Annotated in this window: 26 protein-coding genes; 19 read left to right on the top strand and 7 right to left on the bottom strand. The window is 55.8% G+C overall.

All coding sequences use genetic code 11. The features are described from left to right. Positions 1 to 40: 40 nt before the first annotated feature. From cvpA to hisP, 8 genes are all read left to right on the top strand, one after another. Positions 41 to 529, top strand: coding sequence for a colicin V production protein (gene cvpA / locus L370_RS00200; RefSeq protein ID WP_000262116.1), 489 nt, complete (start codon positions 41 to 43; stop codon positions 527 to 529). Between the two features lie 33 nt (positions 530 to 562). Then, positions 563 to 2,080, top strand: coding sequence for an amidophosphoribosyltransferase (gene purF, locus L370_RS00205; protein WP_021241570.1), 1,518 nt, complete (start codon positions 563 to 565; stop codon positions 2,078 to 2,080). A gap of 89 nt (positions 2,081 to 2,169) precedes the next feature. Further along, the gene (locus tag L370_RS00210) at positions 2,170 to 2,739 is read left to right on the top strand and encodes a UbiX family flavin prenyltransferase (RefSeq protein WP_023336424.1); all 570 of its coding nucleotides are present in this window, start codon (positions 2,170 to 2,172) and stop codon (positions 2,737 to 2,739) included. 291 nt (positions 2,740 to 3,030) lie between these two features. After that, complete coding sequence (gene argT / locus L370_RS00215; protein ID WP_023312560.1) at positions 3,031 to 3,813, top strand: lysine/arginine/ornithine ABC transporter substrate-binding protein ArgT; 783 nt, start codon at positions 3,031 to 3,033, stop codon at positions 3,811 to 3,813. Between the two features lie 226 nt (positions 3,814 to 4,039). Continuing rightward, positions 4,040 to 4,822, top strand: a complete 783-nt coding sequence (gene hisJ, locus L370_RS00220; RefSeq protein ID WP_023336423.1) for a histidine ABC transporter substrate-binding protein HisJ — start codon at positions 4,040 to 4,042, stop codon at positions 4,820 to 4,822. 88 nt (positions 4,823 to 4,910) lie between these two features. Further along, positions 4,911 to 5,597, top strand: coding sequence for a histidine ABC transporter permease HisQ (locus L370_RS00225; protein ID WP_023336422.1), 687 nt, complete (start codon positions 4,911 to 4,913; stop codon positions 5,595 to 5,597). Continuing rightward, positions 5,594 to 6,310 (top strand): ABC transporter permease, encoded by a 717-nt coding sequence (locus tag L370_RS00230; RefSeq protein WP_008502590.1) that lies wholly within the window; start codon positions 5,594 to 5,596, stop codon positions 6,308 to 6,310. Before L370_RS00225 ends, L370_RS00230 begins: the two co-directional genes overlap by 4 nt. Before the next feature lie 8 nt (positions 6,311 to 6,318). Beyond that, positions 6,319 to 7,092 (top strand): histidine ABC transporter ATP-binding protein HisP, encoded by a 774-nt coding sequence (gene hisP, locus L370_RS00235; RefSeq protein WP_023312558.1) that lies wholly within the window; start codon positions 6,319 to 6,321, stop codon positions 7,090 to 7,092. Between the two features lie 97 nt (positions 7,093 to 7,189). Here the strand turns inward: hisP and L370_RS00240 are convergent, their stop codons facing one another. The 4 genes from L370_RS00240 to yfcG all read right to left on the bottom strand — a co-directional run bounded on the left by L370_RS00240 (position 7,190) and on the right by yfcG (position 9,736). Then, positions 7,190 to 7,711, bottom strand: a complete 522-nt coding sequence (locus L370_RS00240) for a GNAT family N-acetyltransferase (RefSeq protein WP_023336421.1) — start codon at positions 7,709 to 7,711, stop codon at positions 7,190 to 7,192. A 44-nt stretch (positions 7,712 to 7,755) separates the two neighbouring features. Beyond that, positions 7,756 to 8,649, bottom strand: coding sequence for a TIGR01777 family oxidoreductase (locus tag L370_RS00245; RefSeq protein ID WP_023336420.1), 894 nt, complete (start codon positions 8,647 to 8,649; stop codon positions 7,756 to 7,758). 13 nt (positions 8,650 to 8,662) lie between these two features. Then, positions 8,663 to 9,031, bottom strand: coding sequence for a dihydroneopterin triphosphate 2'-epimerase (folX, locus tag L370_RS00250; RefSeq protein WP_023336419.1), 369 nt, complete (start codon positions 9,029 to 9,031; stop codon positions 8,663 to 8,665). Between the two features lie 75 nt (positions 9,032 to 9,106). Then, positions 9,107 to 9,736, bottom strand: a complete 630-nt coding sequence (gene yfcG, locus L370_RS00255) for a GSH-dependent disulfide bond oxidoreductase (protein WP_023336418.1) — start codon at positions 9,734 to 9,736, stop codon at positions 9,107 to 9,109. Between the two features lie 140 nt (positions 9,737 to 9,876). On the opposite strand from yfcG, the gene yfcF reads away from it, so the two are divergent. The 3 genes from yfcF to yfcD are packed head-to-tail and all read left to right on the top strand — an operon-like array spanning position 9,877 to position 11,739. Further along, positions 9,877 to 10,521 carry a glutathione transferase gene (gene yfcF / locus L370_RS00260; RefSeq protein WP_023336417.1) on the top strand — a complete coding sequence of 215 codons (645 nt, stop codon included), beginning with the start codon at positions 9,877 to 9,879 and terminating at the stop codon, positions 10,519 to 10,521. Positions 10,522 to 10,577: 56 nt separating this feature from the next. Continuing rightward, complete coding sequence (yfcE, locus tag L370_RS00265) at positions 10,578 to 11,129, top strand: phosphodiesterase (protein WP_023336416.1); 552 nt, start codon at positions 10,578 to 10,580, stop codon at positions 11,127 to 11,129. Positions 11,130 to 11,184: 55 nt separating this feature from the next. Next, entirely contained in the window at positions 11,185 to 11,739 is a 555-nt protein-coding gene (yfcD, locus tag L370_RS00270) for an NUDIX hydrolase YfcD (RefSeq protein ID WP_023312551.1), read from the top strand. Between the two features lie 3 nt (positions 11,740 to 11,742). Here the strand turns inward: yfcD and L370_RS00275 are convergent, their stop codons facing one another. Beyond that, positions 11,743 to 12,762, bottom strand: coding sequence for a LacI family DNA-binding transcriptional regulator (locus tag L370_RS00275; protein WP_023336415.1), 1,020 nt, complete (start codon positions 12,760 to 12,762; stop codon positions 11,743 to 11,745). Between the two features lie 234 nt (positions 12,763 to 12,996). Between L370_RS00275 and L370_RS00280 the strand changes: the two genes are divergently transcribed. The 5 genes from L370_RS00280 (at position 12,997) to L370_RS00300 (ending at position 16,979) form a co-directional block, all read left to right on the top strand. Next, positions 12,997 to 13,440, top strand: coding sequence for a PTS sugar transporter subunit IIA (locus tag L370_RS00280; protein WP_023336414.1), 444 nt, complete (start codon positions 12,997 to 12,999; stop codon positions 13,438 to 13,440). Between the two features lie 80 nt (positions 13,441 to 13,520). Continuing rightward, positions 13,521 to 13,793: a PTS sugar transporter subunit IIB gene (locus L370_RS00285; RefSeq protein WP_023336413.1), complete on the top strand. Its 273-nt coding sequence runs from the start codon at positions 13,521 to 13,523 to the stop codon at positions 13,791 to 13,793. Between the two features lie 21 nt (positions 13,794 to 13,814). Further along, positions 13,815 to 15,206, top strand: a complete 1,392-nt coding sequence (locus L370_RS00290) for a PTS ascorbate transporter subunit IIC (RefSeq protein ID WP_023336412.1) — start codon at positions 13,815 to 13,817, stop codon at positions 15,204 to 15,206. Next, the gene (locus tag L370_RS00295; protein ID WP_023336411.1) at positions 15,203 to 16,033 is read left to right on the top strand and encodes a transketolase; all 831 of its coding nucleotides are present in this window, start codon (positions 15,203 to 15,205) and stop codon (positions 16,031 to 16,033) included. Before L370_RS00290 ends, L370_RS00295 begins: the two co-directional genes overlap by 4 nt. Next, entirely contained in the window at positions 16,026 to 16,979 is a 954-nt protein-coding gene (locus L370_RS00300; RefSeq protein WP_023336410.1) for a transketolase family protein, read from the top strand. Before L370_RS00295 ends, L370_RS00300 begins: the two co-directional genes overlap by 8 nt. Before the next feature lie 114 nt (positions 16,980 to 17,093). Here L370_RS00300 and pta read toward each other — a convergent pair whose 3' ends face one another. Then, positions 17,094 to 19,235, bottom strand: coding sequence for a phosphate acetyltransferase (gene pta, locus L370_RS00305; protein WP_023336409.1), 2,142 nt, complete (start codon positions 19,233 to 19,235; stop codon positions 17,094 to 17,096). A gap of 76 nt (positions 19,236 to 19,311) precedes the next feature. Further along, positions 19,312 to 20,514 (bottom strand): acetate kinase, encoded by a 1,203-nt coding sequence (gene ackA, locus L370_RS00310; RefSeq protein ID WP_023336408.1) that lies wholly within the window; start codon positions 20,512 to 20,514, stop codon positions 19,312 to 19,314. Between the two features lie 337 nt (positions 20,515 to 20,851). Between ackA and yfbV the strand changes: the two genes are divergently transcribed. The 3 genes from yfbV (at position 20,852) to L370_RS00325 (ending at position 22,565) form a co-directional block, all read left to right on the top strand. Then, positions 20,852 to 21,307 carry a terminus macrodomain insulation protein YfbV gene (gene yfbV / locus L370_RS00315; RefSeq protein WP_023312543.1) on the top strand — a complete coding sequence of 152 codons (456 nt, stop codon included), beginning with the start codon at positions 20,852 to 20,854 and terminating at the stop codon, positions 21,305 to 21,307. 92 nt (positions 21,308 to 21,399) lie between these two features. After that, positions 21,400 to 21,894 (top strand): YfbU family protein, encoded by a 495-nt coding sequence (locus tag L370_RS00320; protein WP_008502874.1) that lies wholly within the window; start codon positions 21,400 to 21,402, stop codon positions 21,892 to 21,894. An 11-nt stretch (positions 21,895 to 21,905) separates the two neighbouring features. Continuing rightward, the gene (locus L370_RS00325) at positions 21,906 to 22,565 is read left to right on the top strand and encodes a sugar phosphatase (RefSeq protein WP_023336407.1); all 660 of its coding nucleotides are present in this window, start codon (positions 21,906 to 21,908) and stop codon (positions 22,563 to 22,565) included.

The raw sequence follows: 22,565 nt of genomic DNA, 5'->3' as shown, positions 1-22,565 counted from the left end.
CCCCGAACTGGATGACAGGGCGTTAAATCGTGGGACACATATGGTCTGGATTGATTACGCCATCATTGCGGTGATTGGTTTTTCCTGTCTGGTTAGCCTGATCCGTGGCTTTGTTCGTGAAGCGTTATCGCTGGTGACTTGGGGTTGTGCTTTCTTTGTCGCCAGTCATTACTACACTTACCTGTCTGTCTGGTTCACGGGCTTTGAAGATGAACTGGTCCGAAATGGAATCGCCATCGCGGTGCTGTTTATCGCGACGCTGATTGTCGGCGCTATCGTGAATTACGTGATAGGTCAGCTGGTCGAGAAAACCGGTCTGTCAGGAACGGACAGGGTGCTCGGGATCTGTTTCGGGGCATTACGAGGCGTGCTGATTGTGGCCGCGATCCTGTTCTTCCTGGATACCTTCACCGGGTTCTCCAAAAGCGAAGACTGGCAGAAATCGCAGCTCATTCCAGAGTTCAGCTTCATCATCAGATGGTTCTTTGACTATCTGCAAAGCTCGTCGAGTTTTTTGCCCAGGGCATAAACCCTGAGATGTGGCTTAACGAGGAAAAGACGAATGTGCGGTATTGTCGGTATCGCCGGTTTCATGCCGGTAAACCAGTCGATTTATGACGCGTTAACGGTGCTTCAGCACCGTGGGCAGGATGCTGCGGGTATCATCACCATTGATGCAAACAACTGCTTCCGTTTACGCAAGGCGAATGGCCTGGTAAACGATGTGTTTGAAGCCCGCCATATGCAGCGTCTGCAAGGTAATATGGGGATCGGTCACGTTCGTTATCCTACTGCTGGCAGTTCCAGCGCCTCTGAGGCACAGCCTTTCTACGTCAACTCACCGTATGGCATCACCCTTGCTCATAACGGCAACCTGACCAACGCGCATGAACTGCGTAAAAAGCTGTTCGAAGAGAAACGTCGCCACATTAACACCACCTCTGATTCTGAAATCCTGCTCAATGTGTTCGCCAGCGAGCTGGATAACTTCCGTCACTACCCGCTGGAAGCAGACAACATCTTTGCTGCCATTGCCGCGACAAACCGCCAGATCCGCGGCGCGTACGCCTGCGTAGCGATGATCATCGGTCACGGCATGGTGGCCTTCCGCGATCCAAACGGCATTCGTCCCCTGGTGCTCGGCAAACGCGACCTCGGTGATGGCCGTACCGAATATATGGTTGCCTCTGAAAGCGTGGCGCTGGATACCCTGGGCTTTGAGTTCCTGCGTGACGTTGCGCCGGGCGAAGCGGTCTATATTACCGAGAAGGGCCAGCTGTTTACCCGTCAGTGTGCCGATAACCCGGTCAGCAACCCGTGCCTGTTTGAATACGTTTACTTTGCCCGCCCGGATTCCTTCATCGACAAGATTTCCGTCTACAGCGCGCGCGTCAACATGGGCACCAAGCTTGGCGAGAAGATTGCCCGCGAGTGGGACGATCTCGATATCGACGTGGTTATTCCTATCCCGGAAACCTCCTGCGATATCGCGCTGGAGATCGCCCGCATTCTGGACAAGCCATACCGTCAGGGCTTCGTGAAGAACCGCTACGTTGGCCGCACCTTTATCATGCCGGGCCAGCATCTGCGCCGTAAGTCCGTGCGCCGCAAGCTGAACGCCAACCGCGCGGAATTCCGCGACAAGAACGTTCTGCTGGTGGATGACTCCATCGTTCGCGGCACCACCTCTGAGCAGATTATCGAGATGGCGCGCGAAGCGGGTGCGAAGAAAGTCTACCTGGCCTCTGCTGCGCCGGAGATTCGCTTCCCGAACGTGTACGGCATCGATATGCCAACCGCTAACGAGCTGATCGCTCACGGCCGTGAAGTGGATGAGATTCGCCAGATCATCGGTGCCGACGGCCTGATTTTCCAGGATCTGAACGATCTTATTGACGCGGTGCGTGCCGAGAACCCGGAAATTCAGCAGTTCGAATGCTCCGTGTTCAACGGTATTTACGTGACCAAAGACGTTGACCAGCAGTACCTCGACTATCTTGATTCGCTGCGCAACGACGATGCGAAAGCCGTCCAGCTGCAGAACGATCTCGAAAGCTTAGAGATGCACAACGAAGGTTGATGCTCCGGCAGGTGAGGGCCTATGCCCTCACTTGCAACTCCCCGTAAAATCCTGCACAGTCTGCCCTGAAATCAGTAAGGGCGAAAATCATGAAACGACTCATTGTTGGGCTCAGCGGTGCCAGCGGCGCGATTTACGGCGTACGTCTGTTACAGGTTCTGCGTAACGTGGCGGAGGTCGAAACTCATCTGGTGATGAGCCAGGCAGCGCGGCAGACCCTCTCACTGGAAACCGATCTTTCCCTGCGCGAAGTTCAGGCACTGGCGGACGTCGTTCACGATGCCCGTGATATCGCCGCCAGCATCTCCTCAGGCTCGTTTAAAACGGCCGGCATGGTTATCCTGCCCTGTTCAATTAAAACGCTCTCCGGCATTGTGAACAGCTATACCGACACTCTGGTGACGCGCGCGGCGGATGTGGTGCTGAAGGAGCGTCGTCCCCTTGTGCTTTGCGTGCGGGAAACGCCGCTGCACCTCGGCCACCTGCGCTTAATGACCCAGGCCGCCGAGCTTGGGGCCGTCATCATGCCGCCGGTTCCGGCGTTCTATCATCGCCCGCAGTCGCTGGACGATGTCATTAACCAGACCGTTAACCGCGTGCTGGATCAGTTTGACATCGATCTGCCGGAAGATCTCTTCATCCGCTGGCAAGGGGCCTGATACTGTGCACAAATGCTGTGCGTGAAAAGAGACGTTGCCCTGTTTCAGGGCAATTATGCAACGGCGATCATATCCTCGACATTTAATTCGTTTTTTCCCTTTTTCTCTCTCCGGTTCGTTCGGCAGACCTGCTATCTTTCACCATTAAGGCAATATCGCAACGTTTTATTAACACATTTAACGTCGAAGTTTTGACCAGACGGCAATGTGGCATAAGACCTGCAAGATGAAGCCTGCAACACAACACACAACACAATACATAATAAAATCACGGTACTTGAGGGTAAATGTATGAAGAAGACGGTTCTGGCTCTGTCTTTGCTCGTGGGGTTAAGTGCGGCAGCAGGTAGCTACGCAGCGCTTCCACAGACGGTTCGTATCGGTACAGACGCAACCTATGCGCCATTCTCTTCTAAGGATGCGAAAGGCGATTTCGTGGGGTTTGATATCGATTTGGGAAATGAAATGTGCAAACGCATTGCGGTGAAATGCACATGGGTGGGCAGCGACTTTGACGCGTTAATCCCGTCGCTGAAAGCCAAGAAAATCGACGCCATTATCTCTTCTCTCTCCATCACCGAAAAACGCCAGCAGGAGATCGCCTTCTCTGACAAGCTCTACGCCGCGGATTCTCGCCTGATTGCGCCGAAAGGCTCCCCGATTAAGCCCACCATCGACTCGCTGAAAGGCAAGCATGTTGGCGTGCTTCAGGGATCGACTCAGGAAGGTTATGCCAATGCGACCTGGCGTGAGAAGGGCGTAGACGTGGTGGCTTACCAGAACCAGGATCTGATTTACTCTGATCTGGCCGCAGGCCGTCTGGATGCCGCATTCCAGGATGAAGTCGCCGCGAGCGAAGGCTTCCTGAAACAGCCTGCGGGCAAAGACTATGCGTTTGCTGGCCCGTCGGTGAAAGACAAAAAATACTTTGGTGACGGCACCGGTATTGGCCTGCGCAAGGATGATACCGAGCTGAAAGCCGCTTTCGACAAAGCCTTTGCAGAGCTGCGTAAAGACGGTACTTACGACAAACTGGCGAAGAAATACTTCGACTTCAACGTATACGGTGAATAACACCCGGCGCTAACGCACCGCAAAGGTGCGTTACGGGAGCGGTTGACCCAATGCGGTGCGTTTTTTGCACCGTATTGGATCGCTTTGTGCATACTTACGCATTTATAATGCAAAAATTCCCGGCTGAAGGGCATTAGTCTTTGCCTGACAGAGGGAATTGATGGCACATTAGCACCACCCCGTCGTCGTAAAAATCCCGTATGAAGACAGTTTGTTGAGGACAAATATGAAAAAACTCGTGTTGTCACTATCTCTGGTGTTGGCATTTTCCAGCGCCACCGCGGCATTCGCAGCCATTCCGCAGAAAATTCGGATTGGTACCGATCCAACCTATGCGCCATTCGAATCGAAGAATTCAAAGGGTGAACTGGTCGGTTTTGACATCGATCTGGCCAATGAGCTGTGCAAACGCATCAAAGCACAGTGTACCTACGTTGAGAACCCGCTGGATGCGCTGATCCCGTCCCTGAAAGCGAAAAAAATCGACGTGATTATGTCCTCGCTCTCCATCACCGAAAAACGCCAGCAGGAGATTGCCTTCACCGACAAACTCTACGCGGCCGATTCTCGTCTGGTGGTGGCTAAAGCTTCTGACATTCAGCCCACGCTGGAGTCCCTGAAAGGCAAACGCGTCGGCGTGCTGCAGGGCACCACGCAGGAAACCTACGGCAACGAACACTGGGCGCCGAAGGGGATTGAAATCGTCTCCTATCAGGGCCAGGAAAATATCTACGCTGACCTGACGGCAGGCCGAATTGATGCGGCATTCCAGGATGAAGTCGCGGCAAGCGAAGGCTTCCTGAAAACGCCGGTGGGTAAAGATTACAAGTTTGGCGGCCCGTCCATTAAGGACGTGAAGCTGTTTGGTGTGGGCACCGGTATGGGCCTGCGCAAAGAAGACAACGAGCTGCGTGAGGCGCTGAACAAAGCGTTTGCTGAAATGCGCGCTGACGGCACCTACGACAAGCTGGCGAAAAAGTACTTTGATTTTAATGTTTACGGCGGCTAATCGCCCCGTCAAATAACGTGCGGCCCCTCCCGATGCGGGAGGGGAAAAGACACGGTTCCACCACTCACGATACGACAGGGCTCGCGGTATGCTGTACGGATTTTCTGGCGTTATTTTACAGGGCGCACTTGTCACCCTTGAGCTGGCTATCAGCTCCGTGGTGCTGGCGGTGCTGATAGGTCTGGCGGGCGCAGGGGCGAAGCTTTCGGCTAACAAACCGCTGGCGCTCATATTTGAAGGCTACACCACGCTTATTCGCGGCGTTCCCGATCTGGTGCTGATGCTGCTTATCTTTTACGGTCTGCAGATTGCGCTTAACAGCGTAACGGACGCGATGGGCATGGGACAAATTGATATCGACCCGATGGTGGCCGGTATTATTACCCTCGGTTTTATCTACGGTGCCTACTTCACCGAAACCTTCCGCGGTGCCTACATGGCCGTGCCGAAAGGCCACATTGAGGCGGCAACCGCATTTGGTTTTACTTCTTCACAAACGTTTCGTCGGATTATGTTCCCGGCCATGATGCGCTACGCGCTGCCGGGCATCGGCAACAACTGGCAGGTTATCCTCAAAGCGACAGCGCTGGTCTCGCTGCTCGGTCTGGAAGACGTCGTGAAAGCAACTCAGCTGGCGGGCAAGAGCACCTGGGAGCCGTTCTACTTTGCGGTAGTCTGTGGCGTGATTTATCTGGTCTTTACGACCGCCTCCAATGGTGTGCTGCTTCTGCTCGAGCGTCGCTACTCCGTGGGTGTGAAGAGGGCTGACCTGTGATTGAGATTATTCAGGAATACTGGAAATCGCTGCTGTGGACGGATGGCTACCGCTTTACCGGCGTGGCGATTACGCTCTGGCTGCTGATCTCCTCCGTGGTGATGGGCGGCATTCTGGCGGTGTTTCTTGCCATTGGCCGCGTGTCGAACAATAAATTTATCCAGTTCCCGATCTGGCTGTTTACCTACGTGTTTCGCGGTACGCCGCTGTACGTGCAGCTGCTGGTGTTCTACTCGGGGATGTATACGCTTGAGATCGTAAAAGGCACTGAGATGCTGAATGCGTTCTTCCGCAGCGGTCTGAACTGTACGGTGCTGGCGTTGACGCTCAACACCTGCGCCTACACCACCGAGATTTTCGCCGGGGCAATTCGCTCTGTCCCTTACGGTGAAATAGAAGCGGCGCGCGCGTACGGCTTTTCCTCGGTGAAACTTTACCGCTGCATTATTCTGCCGTCGGCGCTGCGTATCGCGTTACCGGCGTACAGTAACGAAGTGATTTTGATGCTGCACTCCACCGCGCTCGCCTTCACCGCGACGGTGCCGGATCTGCTCAAAATCGCGCGCGATATTAACTCCGCGACCTATCAGCCGTTTACCGCGTTTGGCATTGCGGCGGTGCTCTATTTAATTATCTCTTATGTTTTGATTAGCCTGTTCCGTAAGGCTGAAAAACGCTGGTTGCAGCATATAAAACCTTCTTCGACGCACTGAGAAAGATGATGGCTGAGAACAAATTAAACGTTATTGATTTGCACAAACGCTACGGCGAACATGAAGTGCTGAAAGGGGTGTCGCTGCAGGCGAATGCGGGCGACGTGATCAGTATCATCGGCTCATCCGGCTCGGGTAAAAGTACCTTCCTGCGCTGCATTAACTTCCTCGAAAAGCCGAGCGAAGGCTCGATTGTGGTGAGCGGGCAAAATATTAACCTGGTCCGTGACAAAGACGGCCAGCTGAAGGTCGCGGATAAACACCAGCTGCGCCTGCTGCGTACGCGCCTGACGATGGTGTTCCAGCACTTCAACCTCTGGAGCCACATGACGGTGCTGGAGAACGTGATGGAAGCGCCGATTCAGGTGCTGGGCCTGAGCAAGCAGGAAGCCCGCGAGCGCGCGGTGAAATACCTGGCGAAAGTGGGTATTGACGAGCGCCAGCAGATGAAATACCCGGTGCATCTCTCCGGCGGTCAGCAGCAGCGTGTCTCTATCGCCCGCGCGCTGGCGATGGAACCGGAGGTGCTGCTGTTCGACGAACCGACCTCCGCGCTGGACCCGGAACTCGTTGGCGAAGTGCTGCGCATCATGCAGAAGCTGGCCGAAGAGGGCAAAACGATGGTGGTGGTGACGCACGAGATGGGCTTCGCCCGTAACGTCTCGAACCACGTGATTTTCCTGCATCAGGGGAAAATTGAAGAGCAGGGGCACCCGGACGAGGTGCTGGCGAACCCGCAAAGCCCGCGTTTGCAGCAGTTCCTGAAAGGTTCCCTGAAGTAGATTTTGCCTTTCTCCCTCTCCCCGTGGGAGAGGGTTGGGGTGAGGGCATCAGACCGCAGTGCAGCCCAATCGCCCGGTGGCGCTTCGCTTACCGGGCCTACAAATTCCGTTGTCGGCCGGCATACTCCAGCCGATATACCCAGTCGTCATAGCGCACGCCGTCAATTTCATACGCCTTGTCCAGCACCTGCGTACGTACAAATCCCGCTTTTTCCAGCACCCGCACTGAACCGCCGTTATCCGCCAGCACATATGCGTTAATCGCTTTTACGCTGGTCTGGTTAAACGCATAGTCACATACCGCGCGCAGCGCCTCGCTGGCAATCCCTTTCCCCTGCGCGGCAGGCACAACCGTATAGCCGATATCGGCCTCTTCACGATTCTCAGGGCTGATTTGCAGGCCAATATCGCCCAGCGGCGTATCCTCCTCCAGAGAGCGGATCACGAAGACATGCTCCGACATCAGGCGAGCAGCAAACACGCGTCGGGTCTCTTTTTCCGGCGCGATGGCGGCCATGTAGCGCATGATACTGCGATCTTCTCGCAGCGAGCGGAAGAAGGCCCAGTCAGTGGGTTCGAAAGGAGTGAGGTGAAGCCGGGGTGTGGTGATTGTTGCCATTGTTACGCCATTTCTTCGGAACATGGCCTGTCACTGTAACATATTCACCGCACCACATCCCCCAGCGCTTCTTCTAATTCATACCAGCGGAACGCAAACCCGGCCGCTTCCAGCCGTTTTGGCAGCGCCCGCTGCCCGCCTAATACCAGCACGGACGCTTCACCCATCATCAGGCGAATGACCGTGGCAGGCACGCGCAATATCGCCGGGCGGTGCAGGGCATGCCCCAGCGCGTGGGCAAACTGTTCATTACGCACCGGATACGGCGCAACCATGTTAAACGGTCCGCGCAGATCGTTATCCAGCAGCCAGAGAATACCGTTGACCATATCGTCGATATGGATCCACGCCAGGTACTGACGACCATTGCCGATGGGGCCGCCGAGTCCGAGCCGGAAAGGGGGAAGCATCTTCGCCAGAATACCGCCTTTCGGCGCAAGCACGACGCCGGTCCGCAGCAGGCAGACGCGGGTACGATCGCTCTGCGCCGCACAGGCGATACGCTCCCACTGGGCGCAGAGCTTATGGGTAAACTCGTTATGGGGCGGCTCTTCCTCGGTCACCACCACCTCGCCGAGATCGCCGTAATAGCCCACCGCTGAACCCGAAATCAGCACCGAAGGCGGCGTGTGGCTATTGCGGATCAGCTCGACCAGCTTTTCGGTAATGTTCCACCGGCTGCTGCATAACAGCTGTTTTTGCTCTTCCGTCCAGCGCTTATCGGCGATGGGTTCACCCGCGAGGTTAATGACGGCGTCGAAGCCGTCCAGATTTTGCTGCTCGGCCAGATTTTTCCAGATATCGATGCCCGCCCCCAGCACCTGGCGCGCTTTCTCCGGGCTGCGCGTGACCACGGTAACGTCGTGATGCAAGGCCTGCAGACGCGCAATGAGGTGACGACCAATCAGGCCTGTACCGCCGGTCAGCAAAATCTTCATACAACCTCCAGGTTTACGCCTGGCGTCGCCAGCTTAACGTCATGGAGACGGAATCGGCGTAGCGCAGGGCGTGAAGTTTATCGATCTCAACTTCAGCATAAGTGACCCAGTGATGTTCGCGTGCGATATCGAGCACATCCTGAGTTAATTTTTCCAGCAGAGAGAAGCGGTTATTCTCCACGTACTGGATGATGTTTTTGGTGATTGTGCGGTAGTTCAGCGCGTCGTTGATGTCTTCGCTGGCCCGCGCTTTGTCTGCGGGATAATGAATAACCACATTAATGACAATATCCTGACGGTTGGCGATCTCTTCCTCTTTGATACCGATGAAGGTACGCAAGCGTAAATTTTTTATACGAATAACAGCATCTGGCTGTGACATTGCAGGTCTTCTCCGTGTCAGTATTTCCCGCTCATCATACATGAGAGGCTCGCGGGCACCCAGCCTCATAGACGGTTAAATCTGCTGGATTTTTTGCATCGCTCGCTCAGTAGCCGGACGGGTTCGGATGCGCTCAAACCAGTTGTTCACCGCCGGGTAAGAAGCCAGGTCAATTCGGTGTTTTTCATGCGTATTCACCCACGGCCAACAGGCGATATCGGCAATACTGTAATGATCGCCACCGAGCCACGGCGTTTTCTCCAGCCGACGGTTCAGAACGTCATACAGCCGTTGAGTCTCAACCTGATAGCGTTCTATCGCATAAGGGATGGGCTGCGGGGCGTAAGCGGTAAAGTGATGATTTTGACCCAGCATGGGTCCCAGCCCGCTTGCCTGCCAGAAGAGCCATTGCAGGGTATGGTGACGCTCGCGCAGTTCGCCGCTCAGCAGCATGCCGGTTTTCTCCGCCAGGTAGAGCAAAATTTCACCGGATTCAAACAGGCTCAGCGGTCTGCCCCCGTCCGCAGGCCGGTTATCAATAATGGCCGGGATTTTATTATTTGGCGAGATAGCCAGAAAGAGAGGGCTGAACTGTTCGCCTTTGCTGATATCCACGCGAATGATCCTGTAATCCAGCTCGGCTTCTTCAAGAAAGAGGGTGATCTTATGGCCGTTTGGGGTAGGGGCATAATAAAGGTCGATCATTCTCAACTCCTGTCCATGCGAAGAGGGGTGCCATGACAAATGAGTATAGGTGGTTGTTGTAAATCGTGAGTTTTCATCAAGTGACAGCGAGGCAAAGAGATTATATGTTGAGTAAAAACCGATCAGCCTATGAGGATGTTATGAACCAGCCCGTCATCACGTTGTGGTCCGATGCCAATTTCTTTTCTCCCTATGTTATGAGCGTTTACGTTGCGCTGGCCGAAAAGGGGCTTACTTTTACGCTGAAGACCGTCGATCTCGACGGCGGTGAACATCTCAAACCGCAGTGGCAGGGCTACGACCTGACCCGACGCGTGCCGGTGCTGGAGATCGACGGTTTTGCCCTGAGCGAATCGTCGGCGATCGATGAATATCTGGAAGATCGGTTTGCGCCGCCGGAGTGGGAGCGCATCTATCCTCACGATCTGCAAAAACGCGCGCGGGCGCGGCAGATCCAGGCGTGGCTGCGAAGCGATCTGGTGCCGATTCGCGTGGAACGCTCAACGGACGTCGTGTTCGCCGGGGTGAAAAAGCCAGCGCTCAGCGCTGAAGGCCGTGAAAGCGCGCAAAAACTGATTGAAACCGCCACCTCGCTCCTCTCACACGGCAATCCGAACCTGTTCGGCGAGTGGTGCATTGCCGACGCCGATCTGGCGTTGATGCTTAACCGCCTGATCCTCAACGGCGATGAGGTGCCGCAGCTGCTGGTGGATTATGCCGCGTTTCAGTGGCAGCGCGCCTCCGTGCAGCGCTATGTGGCACTCTCGGCTAAGCGCGCGGGCTGATAAGCCCTGACGCTTCAGGTATGATGGGGGCAGTCTGTTTTCCCGAGGAGTGGCTGATGAAACTGATGTTTGCGTCGGATATCCATGGATCGCTGCCCGCTACCGAGCGTGTCCTCTCCCTGTTTGCACAAAGCGGCGCGCAGTGGCTGATTATTCTGGGGGACGTGCTCAATCACGGCCCGCGCAACGCGCTGCCGGAGGGCTACGCCCCGGCGCAGGTCGCGGAAATGCTTAACCCGTTTGCCTCGCGCATTATCGCCGTTCGCGGCAACTGCGACAGCGAAGTGGACCAGATGCTGCTGCATTTTCCCCTTACCGCGCCATGGCAGCAGGTGCTGCTGGAACAAAGCCGCCTGTTCCTGACCCATGGGCATCTTTTTAGCCCGGATAATCTCCCGGCGCTCGAGGCTGGCGATGTCCTGGTTTACGGTCATACTCATATTCCGGTTGCTGAAAAACGCGGTGAGATTTATCACTTCAATCCGGGTTCGGTCAGCATACCGAAAGGCGGTTATCCTGCGAGCTACGGCATGCTGGATGGAAATACCCTGAGCGTTATCGCACTTAATGATCAGCAAGTTATTGCGCAGATAGCGATTAATCCGTAAGTTACACCTCAACTGCAAACGCGCCGAAAGAGCGCTTAGAAGAGAAGGTTTCCCGATGGTGGAGCAGAGTCATTTGGCAAGTACAGAGTGGGTTGACATTGTCAGCGAAGAGAATGAAGTGATCGCGCAGGCCAGCCGCGAACAAATGCGTGCGGAGCGTCTGCGTCACCGCGCAACGTACATCGTTGTGCATGACGGGATGGGCAAAATTCTGGTTCAGCGCCGTACGGACACCAAAGATTTTCTCCCGGGTATGCTGGATGCCACCGCAGGTGGGGTTGTCCAGGCAGATGAAGTGCTGCTGGATTCCGCGCGTCGTGAAGCGGAAGAAGAGTTAGGTATTGCCGGTGTGCCGTTTGCCGAGCACGGTCAGTTCTATTTCGAAGACGAAAACTGCCGCGTCTGGGGCGGGCTGTTTAGCTGCGTTTCTCACGGCCCGTTTGCCCTGCAGGAAGAAGAGGTGAGTGAAGTCAGTTGGATGACGCCGGAAGAGATCACCGCGCGCTGCGACGAGTTTACGCCGGATTCATTAAAAGCGCTGGCGCTGTGGATGACCCGCAACGCCAAAAACGAATCGACCAAATCAGAGAAAGAGGAAGAGGCTGAGTAAGATTCAGCAACTCTCTCTCAGACACAGACTGGACGCGATGGGCTTTTGATCGCGCCAGTCACCGTCATTCAGACGCTCCAGCAGCGCTTTCCCGGCTTCAATTCCAATCTTACGATGCGGCACTGCCATCGTCGTCAGCGGCGGCTGACAGACGCGGCTCACGTCGCTATCGCCAAAGCCTACTACCGCCAGATCGTCCGGCACCTTGATTCGCCTGCGCTGGCACTCGTACAGCGCGCCGCAGGCCAGCTCGTCAGAGACGCATACCAGCGCATCCAGCTCCGGCCATGCCAGCAGGAATTCTGGCAGCTGTGCCGCGCCGGTTGAGAAGCTCGGCGACATCGCCGCGTTAATGACCCGGTTTGGCGACATATGGTGGCGAAGCATGGCCTTGTACCAGCCCTGCAGATGCTGCTGGAAAATCCACTGCTCCTGGTTGGCGCACAGCAGGCCAATATTTTGGTAGCCACGCTTAATCACCATTTCCGTGAGTTCATACATGGCCGCCACGTTATCAATCCCGATATTCATATCAATTGGGTCAGCGCGCATGGCACCCATCTCCATCACCGGAATAGAGGCATTTTTCAGCCAGTGGCGAACGGTGTCGGTATGTTCAACGCTGAGCAGGATAGCGGCGGCAATATTCGACGCCAGCAGCGTCTCAAGCAATTTCTCCTCCTGCTCAAGACGATGCTGGGATTCCGCCAGCATGATCTGATACCCGGCAGGCTGTAGCACCTGCTGCAGCCCGGCGAACATCTCCGAGCAGCCGGCTTCGGAGAGATTAGGCACCACCATGGCTATCGTCCATGACGACGCCGAGGCCAGCGCGCTGGCAGCAAGATTAGGCATATAGCCCAACTCCTGCACGGCAGCTTCAATTTTTTCTCGTAGTTTATCGGAAACCTGTTCGGGCGTGCGGAGTGCACGGGACACGGTCATCGTGCCCACACCGGCAAGCTGTGCGACATCGGCGAGTGTCACTTTACCAGTACTGCGCCGTTTTCGGGTTAGAGACATACACCTTCCTGCTGACCAGACGCGTTCTTCATTTCCTTCGCTTCACGTGACAGGCAGTATACGCCTTAAATCCCTTTTTTTGCTGTGATTTAGCACCGTGATTGCAATTTGATAGCGCTATCACATTTCTGCATGTTAACGGTTGGTAGCGCTATCTTTGTGATCGCGATCGCAGTCATTCAGCGATGTGTTGAATAAAGTTTGCTCATCTTTAGCGTGTAGCGGGAGTGAAAAGTGCTCAAAAAATGGATATATGATACAACCATCACGCTGCAGGATAGCGTGGAAAACTGGCCGCAGGCGCTGGAGCTGTGCGCGAAGCCGCTGCTGGATTTGCAGGTGATTGAACCTGAATACGTCACGGCCATCATCCAGCAGCACCACACGTTAGGACCCTATTATGTGCTGGCACCAGGGCTGGCGATGCCGCATGCGCGGCCGGAGGAAGGCGCCAAAGGACTGGGGTTGTCTTTATTAAAACTAAAACAGGGCGTCTCGTTTGGTGCCGGTGAGTTTGACCCTGTCGATGTCATTATTATGCTCGCGGCACCCGACAAAAATAGCCATATTGAGATGATCTCATCGCTGGCTGAATTATTTTCCAGCGATGCAGATATGGCTGAACTGCATCAGGCGAATACCCTGGAGGAAATTAAAACGATTATTGACCGCTTCTGATTTAATTCTTTAATCCGATTATTCACAACATTACGCGCCAGCGTGATGGGGCGTGCTCTACTCAAAATAAGGGGACAACAATGAAAATCATGGCTATTTGCGGCTCCGGCCTGGGCAGTAGTTTTATGGTCGAAATGAATATTAAAAAGGTGCTTAAAAAACTGGAGATTGAGGCTGAGGTTGAACATTCCGATCTCTCTTCGGCCACGCCGGGCGCAGCCGATCTTTTCGTGATGGCAAAGGACATTGCGGCCAGCGCCAGCGTGCCGGAAAGCCAGCTGGTGGTGATTAACAACATCATCGACATCAACGAACTTGAAGCGCAGCTGCGCGCCTGGTTCGACAGACAATAACCCTGATAAGGCGAGGTGGATATGTTTATCCTTGAAACGCTGAATTTCGTTGTTGATATTTTAAAAGTCCCTTCGGTGCTGGTCGGTTTAATTGCGCTAATTGGTCTGGTTGCGCAGAAAAAAGCGTTTTCGGACGTGGTGAAAGGGACGATTAAAACCATTCTCGGCTTTATTGTACTGGGCGGTGGCGCCACGGTGCTGGTGGGGTCATTAAATCCTTTGGGCGGTATGTTTGAGCACGCCTTTACGATCCAGGGCATTATTCCAAACAATGAAGCGATTGTGTCAATTGCGCTGGAAAAATACGGCGCAGCGACCGCGCTGATTATGGCCTTCGGCATGGTAGCGAATATTATCGTCGCGCGCTTTACTCGCCTGAAGTACATCTTCCTGACCGGACACCACACGTTTTATATGGCGTGCATGATTGGCGTGATCCTGACGGTGGCGGGCTTCGAGGGCGTGGGGCTGGTCTTTACCGGCTCGCTGATCCTCGGCCTGATCATGGCCTTCTTCCCGGCGATTGCCCAGCGCTACATGAAGCGCATTACCGGCAACGATGAAATTGCCTTCGGACACTTCGGCACGCTGGGCTACGTGCTGTCCGGCTGGATTGGCAGCAAGGTCGGCAAAGGCTCCCGCTCAACCGAAGAGATGAACCTGCCGAAGAACCTCAGCTTCCTGCGCGACAGTTCGATCTCCATCTCCCTGACCATGATGATTATCTACCTCATCCTGGCGGTGAGCGCCGGGCGCGAGTACGTGGAGGCCACCTTCAGCGGCGGCCAGAACTACCTGGTCTACGCCATCATCATGGCGATCACCTTTGCGGCGGGCGTGTTCATCATCCTGCAGGGCGTGCGCCTGATTCTGGCGGAGATCGTTCCGGCCTTTACCGGCTTCTCGGAAAAGCTGGTCCCTAACGCGCGTCCTGCGCTGGACTGCCCGGTGGTGTATCCGTATGCGCCAAACGCGGTGCTGATTGGCTTCCTGTTCAGCTTCCTCGGCGGGATTGTGGGGTTGTTCATCTGCGGTCAGTTTAGCTGGGTGCTGATCCTCCCGGGCGTGGTGCCGCACTTCTTCACCGGCGCCACGGCGGGCGTGTTTGGTAACGCCACCGGCGGACGTCGCGGGGCAATGATTGGCGCCTTTGCTAACGGCCTGCTGATCACCTTCCTGCCGGTTCTGCTGCTGCCGGTGCTGGGCGCCATTGGCTTTGCCAACACCACCTTCTCGGACGCCGACTTCGGCGCGGTCGGGATTGTCCTCGGCAACCTGGCGCGCTTCCTGTCGCCGCTTGCCATCACCGGGCTGGTTGTGGCGTTGTTCGCGCTGCTGGTGGCGTACAACGTCTTCGCGAAAAACAAACCTGCCGGCGGTAACGCGCAGGAAAACACCGGAGCTAAATCATGAATGAGAAAGAGATAACCGAACTCGCGCGTCAGATCCGTCTTGAGACGCTAAAATCCCTGACGCAGCTGGGCTTTGGGCACTACGGCGGCAGTATGTCGGTGGTCGAAACCCTGGCCGTGCTGTACGGCGCGGTGATGAAAATCGACCCGGCGGATCCGGACTGGCCGGAGCGAGACTATTTTGTCCTGTCGAAAGGTCATGCGGGCCCGGCGCTCTACAGCACGCTGGCAATCAAAGGCTACTTCCCGGTGGAAGAGCTGAGCACCCTGAACCAGAACGGCACGCGCCTGCCAAGCCACCCGGACCGTCTGAAAACGCGCGGCGTGGACGCCACCACCGGTTCGCTGGGGCAGGGGATGTCCATTGCTGGCGGTATGGCGCTCTCGCACAGGCTGGCGGGGCGACCGAATCGGGTTTTCTGCATCGTCGGTGACGGCGAGCTGAACGAGGGGCAGTGCTGGGAGGCGTTTCAGTTTATCGCCCACCATCGCCTGAACAACCTGACGGTATTCGTGGACTGGAACAAACTGCAGCTCGACGGCGAGCTGGACGAGATCATCAGCGCGTTCGATCTGGAGGGGAAATTCCGCGCCTTTGGCTTTGACGTGGCGACGGTGAAGGGCGACGACATTCCGGGTCTGCTGGCGGTAACGTCGCGGGTCCCCGAGGCCGAAGCGCGTCCGTTAGTCGTCATCCTCGACAGCATCAAAGGGCAGGGGGTGCCGTACCTGGAGCAGCTCAGCAATTCGCACCACCTGCGGTTGACCGCGGAGAGCAAAGCGGCCCTCAACGAGACGATTCGCCAACTGGAGGCTTCACATGATTAAGGTTGCACCGGCAGGAGAGAAAGACGCCGTTGAGATGCGTAAGGTCTACGCGGGCTTCGTGGCAAAGCAGATTGAGTCTGGCAGTGAGATTATCGCTCTGGAAGCCGACCTGATGAGCTCGATGGCGATGGACGGCGTGGCGCGCGATTATCCGCAGCACGTGATTAACTGCGGCATTATGGAGGCGAACGTTATAGGGACGGCGGCGGGGCTGTCGCTCACAGGGCGCAAGCCGTTCGTGCACACTTTTACCGCGTTTGCCAGCCGTCGCTGCTTCGACCAGCTGTTTATGTCCCTGGACTATCAGCGCAACAACGTGAAGGTGATTGCCTCGGATGCGGGCGTGACGGCCTGCCACAACGGCGGCACGCACATGTCGTTTGAGGATATGGGCATCGTACGCGGTCTGGCGCACTCGGTGGTGCTGGAGGTGACCGACGCGGTGATGTTCGAGGACGTGCTGCGCCAGCTTATCGACCTCGAAGGCTTCTACTGGGTGCGGACCATTCGTAAGCAGGCGCCGAGCGTGTATGCCCCGGGCTCAACCTTTACCATTGGCAAAGGCAACGTGCTGCGCGAGGGGACCGATATTACCCTGATTGCCAACGGCATCATGGTGGCGGAAGCGCTGGAAGCGGCGCGCCAGCTGGAGCAGGAAGGGGTAAGCGCGGCGGTCATCGACATGTTTACCCTGAAGCCCATCGACCGGATGCTGGTGAAAAACTACGCCGAGAAAACCGGACTGATTGTGACCTGTGAAAACCACAGCATTCACAACGGGCTGGGGTCGGCGGTGGCGGAAGTGCTGGTGGAAACCTGCCCGGTACCTATGCGGCGGGTGGGCGTCAAGGAGCGTTACGGTCAGGTGGGGACGCAGGATTTCCTGCAGAAGGAGTATGGCCTGACTGCGCATGACATTGTGTCGGCGGCGAGAGAGCTGCTGTAATAAAAAAGGCGACCCTTTGTGGTCGCCTTTTTGTTGCCCGGTGGCGCTCACGCTTACCGGGCCTACGGTCCTGTAGGCCGGATAATCGAAGCGCCATCCGGCAAGACCTTACAATTACTGCTGCTGCGAAGACTGGATTGCCGTCAGCGCGATAGTGTAGACGATATCGTCAACCAGTGCGCCACGGGACAGGTCGTTCACAGGTTTGCGCATACCCTGCAGCATTGGCCCGATGGAGATCAGGTCTGCAGAACGCTGTACCGCTTTGTAGGTGGTGTTACCGGTGTTCAGATCCGGGAAGATGAACACGGTAGCGCGACCCGCAACCGGAGAGTTCGGCGCTTTGGATTTCGCAACGTCGGCCATAACGGCAGCGTCGTACTGCAGCGGGCCGTCGATCATCAGGTCAGGACGTTTTTCCTGCGCCAGACGGGTCGCTTCACGCACTTTCTCTACGTCGCTACCTGCACCAGAGGTACCGGTGGAGTAGGAGAGCATCGCTACGCGAGGTTCGATACCGAAGGCAATCGCAGAGTCCGCGGACTGGATAGCGATTTCGGCCAGCTGTTCTGCGGTTGGATCCGGGTTGATCGCGCAGTCGCCGTAAACGTAAACCTGTTCAGGCAGCAGCATGAAGAACACGGAGGAAACCAGAGAGCTGCCCGGTGCGGTTTTGATCAGCTGCAGCGGTGGACGGATGGTGTTCGCCGTGGTGTGAACCGCACCGGAAACCAGACCGTCAACTTCGTCCTGCTCCAGCATCAGCGTGCCCAGCACCACGTTGTCTTCCAGCTGTTCGCGCGCAACGGCTTCGGTCATGCCCTTGCTCTTACGCAGCTCAACCAGACGGGCAACGTAGCTTTCGCGAACCACTTCCGGGTCAACGATTTCGATGCCAGCGCCCAGCTCAACGCCCTGAGACGCCGCAACGCGGTTGATCTCATCCGGGTTACCCAGCAGCACGCAGGTCGCGATGCCGCGCTCTGCACAGATAGCAGCCGCTTTAACGGTACGTGGTTCATCGCCTTCTGGCAGAACAACGCGTTTGCCTGCTTTACGCGCCAGCTCGGTCAGCTGGTAACGGAATGCAGGAGGTGACAGACGACGGCTGCGCTCGGAGGTCGCGGTCAGGGATTCGATCCAGTCTGCGTTGATGTAGCCCGCAACGTATTCCTGAACTTTCTCGATACGCTCGTGGTCATCAACCGGTACTTCAAGGTTGAAGCTCTGCAGGCTCAGGGAGGTCTGCCAGGTGTTGGTGTTCACCATGAAGACCGGCAGGCCGGTGGCGAACGCGCGTTCGCACAGCTTGCTGACGCGTGGGTCCATCTCGTAGGCACCGGTCAGCAGGATCGCACCGATTTCAACACCGTTCATCGCGGCCAGGCAGGCTGCAACCAGAACGTCAGGACGGTCTGCGGAGGTCACCAGCAGAGAACCTGCGCGGAAGTGTTCCAGCATGTGCGGAATGCTACGCGCACAGAAGGTCACAGACTTCACGCGGCGGGTGTTGATGTCGCCTTCGTTAACGATGGTGGCGTTCAGGTGACGCGCCATGTCGATTGCACGGGTGGCGATCAGATCGAAGCTCCATGGCACCGCGCCCAGAACTGGCAGCGGGCTGGATTCCTGCAGCTTAGCCGGGTCAACTTTGACAACTTTCGCTTTAGAAGAGTCGTCGAAGATCTCGGACAGGTCAGGGCGAGTGCGGCCCTGTTCATCCACCGGTGCGTTCAGTTTGTTCACGATCACGCCGGTGATGTTGGTGTTTTTGGCACCGCCGAAGCTGCTGCGCGTCAGTTCGATACGCTCGTTCAGCTGCTCCGGGGTGTCGGTGCCCTGAGACATCACGAAAACGATCTCTGCGTTCAGGGTTTTCGCGATTTCAAAGTTCAGAGACTGGGCAAACTGGTGTTTGCGCGTCGGGACCAGGCCTTCAACCAGCACCACTTCCGCGTCCTGCGCGTTAGCATGGTAGTTGGCGATGATCTCTTCCATCAGCACGTCTTTCTGGTTGCTGGACAGCAGAGATTCAACGTGGCTCATCTTCAGCGGTTCAGCCGCTGGCAGATTGGAGTTCTTACGAACAATGGAGGTGGTCTGGTCTGGCGCATCACCACCGGCACGTGGCTGGGAGATAGGCTTAAAGACGCTCAGACGAACGCCTTTGCGTTCCATAGCACGGATAACGCCAAGGCTGACGCTGGTCAGGCCGACGCTGGTTCCGGTAGGGATCAGCATGATAGTACGGGACACGGTTTATCCTCTTTCGTTACCGCCGCGATTGGGCGGGTTACAAAACAGCACCGCCAGCATTGCTGGCGGTGTGGAATCAGGCAGTCAGGCGGTGCGCGTCTTGCGCAATCACCAGTTCTTCGTTAGTTGGGATAACGAGAGCAGGGCGGGTTCCTTCTTTGTTGATGAAGCCAGACTTGCCGAAGCGGGCAGCCAGGTTACGCTCGTGATCAACGTCGAAGCCCAGAACGCCCAGTTTGCCCAGGGACAGTTCACGAACCATTGCCGCGTTCTCACCGATACCACCGGTGAAGATAACCGCGTCCAGACGGCCTTCCATCAGCGCAGTGTAAGAGCCGATGTACTTCGCCAGACGGTGGCAGTAAACGTCCATTGCACGTTTAGCGTCTTCTTTCTCTGCGTAGTTGTCTTCAACGTAACGGCAGTCGCTGGTGACCTCGGTCAGACCCAGCAGGCCAGACTCTTTGGTCAGCATTTTGTTGATGTCGTCAACGCTCATGCCCAGGGTGTCGTGCAGGTGGAAGATGATCGCCGGGTCGATGTCACCGGAACGGGTACCCATCACCAGACCTTCCAGCGGGGTCAGACCCATGGAGGTATCAACACATTTACCGTTGCGGATAGCAGAAACAGAACCACCGTTGCCCAGGTGGCAGGTGATGATGTTCAGTTCTTCAACCGGCTTGTTCAGAACTTTTGCGGCTTCCTGAGTCACATAGAAGTGGCTGGTGCCGTGCGCGCCGTAACGACGTACGCCGTGTTCTTTGTACAGGCTGTATGGCAGGGCATAGAGGTAAGACTCTTCCGGCATGGTCTGATGGAACGCGGTGTCGAATACGGCCACGTTTTTGTCTTTCAGATTCGGGAAGGATTTCAGCGCTTCAGCGATACCGATCAGGTGAGCCGGGTTGTGCAGCGGTGCGAAGGACGCAGAGTCCTTGATGCCCTGGATCACAGATTCGTCGATCACGACGGAGCTGGTGTATTTTTCGCCGCCGTGGACGATACGGTGACCAATCGCAGTCAGCTGAGCAGACAGTTCTGGTTTTTGTGCCAGAATAGTGTTAACGATAAAGTTCAGCGCTTCACTGTGAGCGGCGCCTGCACCTAAAGCCGCTTCTTGTTTGCTGCCGTCCATCTTCCACTTGATACGTGCTTCAGGCAGATGGAAACATTCGGCCAAACCAGAGAGGTATTCGTCACCGTTGAGCGCATCGATGATGGCGAATTTCAGTGAGGAGCTACCGCAGTTCAGAACCAGTACTAACTTACTCGACATGGAAGTACCTATTATTGATACGTGGCTAAAAAAACGTCAGTGAGTCTAACAGCGTAACGCATGACGACTCAGACATTTATGATTAACATCATGCCAAACGAACATTGTGGCATGATGAAAGAAATAACTATGATTTTATGCCATTTTGCACAATTTTCAGCCAATGGCATAATATGCAATAATTTGACGAGTTAATGATTCTCGTCTATGGCCCTATCAGGCTGGCACAGGATACCCGATACGGGGTAGAGATGACAAAATATTTTGAACGTTGTCATAGCTTGTTGTGGTTTTGCACGAAAATTTTAATTTTTATATGTGAAGTTGAGGTACAGCCATGTCGACACCAGAGAACCCGTCCGTAAATTTCTTTAGTCTGTTTCGTCGGGGACAGCATTATGCAAAGACGTGGCCAATGGAAAAGCGCCTTGCGCCGATGTTCATTGAGAATCGCACCATCCGCGCCACGCGCTATGCGATTCGCTTTATGCCGCCTGTCGCTGTCTTTACGCTGTGCTGGCAGATTGCGTTAGGCGGGCAGCTTGGTCCTGCCGTCGCGACGGCGCTCTTCGCGTTAAGCCTGCCCATGCAGGGCCTGTGGTGGTTAGGTAAACGGTCCATTACCCCGCTTCCCCCTTCTATTTTACACTGGTTTTATGAAGTGCGCGGAAAACTGGAGGAGGCCGGGCAGGCGCTCGCCCCGGTTGAAGGCAAGCCGGATTACCAGGCGCTGGCGGACACCTTAAAGCGCGCTTTTAAGCAACTGGATAAAACATTCCTCGATGACTTGTGATTGATCATCGAAACGACGACGAAAAGAAGGCACAGTAACAATCAGTTACCGTGTCTTTTTTTTAAAGTGCAATGCGCTACAGGAGTCGAAAGATGGAAATGACCCATGCTCAACGTCTGATTTTGTCTAACCAGTACAAGATGATGACTATGCTTGATCCCGATAACGCTGCGCGCTACAGCCGCCTGCAAACCATCGTAGAACGCGGTTTTGGTTTGCAAATGCGCGAACTGGACCGCGAGTTTGGCGAGCTGAAAGAAGAAACCTGTCGCATCGTGATCGACATTATGGAGATGTATCACGCCCTGCACGTGTCCTGGACGAATCTCAAAGATCAGCAGTCCATTGACGAGCGCCGCGTGACCTTCTTAGGCTTTGATGCCGCAACGGAAGCGCGTTATCTGAGCTATGTTCGCTTTATGGTGAATACAGAAGGGCGTTATACCCACTTTGACGCGGGCACCCACGGCTTCAACGCGCAGACCCCAATGTGGGATAAATATCAGCGTATGCTGAGCGCGTGGCACGCCTGTCCGCGCCAGTACCATTTAAGCAGCAACGAAATTCAACAAATCATTAATGCCTGACGGAGGTGCGTGTGCAGTGTAGAGGTTTTCTGTTTGATCTGGACGGTACGCTGGTGGATTCGCTGCCGGTTGTGGAGCGTTCATGGTGCCATTGGGCTGACCGACATGGCATCGACCATCAGGACGTGCTGAATTTTATCCATGGCAAACAGGCCATCACCTCGCTACGGCACTTCCTGGCCGGACGCTCTGAGGACGACATTCAGGCGGAGTTCAAATACCTGGAACACATTGAAGCCACGGATACGGACGGCATCACCGCCTTACCGGGCGCGCGCGAGCTGCTTGAGCATCTGAACGAAGCGCAGATCCCGTGGGCTATCGTCACCTCAGGCTCCATTCCCGTCGCCCACGCCCGTCATAAGGCGGCAGGTTTACCGAAGCCGGAAGTGTTTATCACGGCGGAGCGCGTTAAGCGCGGTAAACCGGAGCCCGATGCGTTTTTACTGGGCGCTGAACTGCTGGGCCTCGCCCCCGCAGAGTGTGTGGTAGTAGAAGATGCGGCCGCTGGCGTATTGGCCGGGCTAAACGCCGGAAGCCACGTTATCGCGGTGAATGTTCCGGCGGGATCCCCCCGCCTGGAGGAGGCAGACCTTGTGCTGGATTCACTGACGGCGCTGGCGGTTTCGAAAGCCTCTGACGGGGTTGTAACCGTCTCGCTAAAAATGTAA

The sequence above is a fragment of the Enterobacter sp. MGH 24 genome (assembly GCF_000493015.1).
GTDB lineage: Bacteria > Pseudomonadota > Gammaproteobacteria > Enterobacterales > Enterobacteriaceae > Enterobacter.
This window is presented reverse-complemented; position numbering and strand designations above follow the sequence as displayed.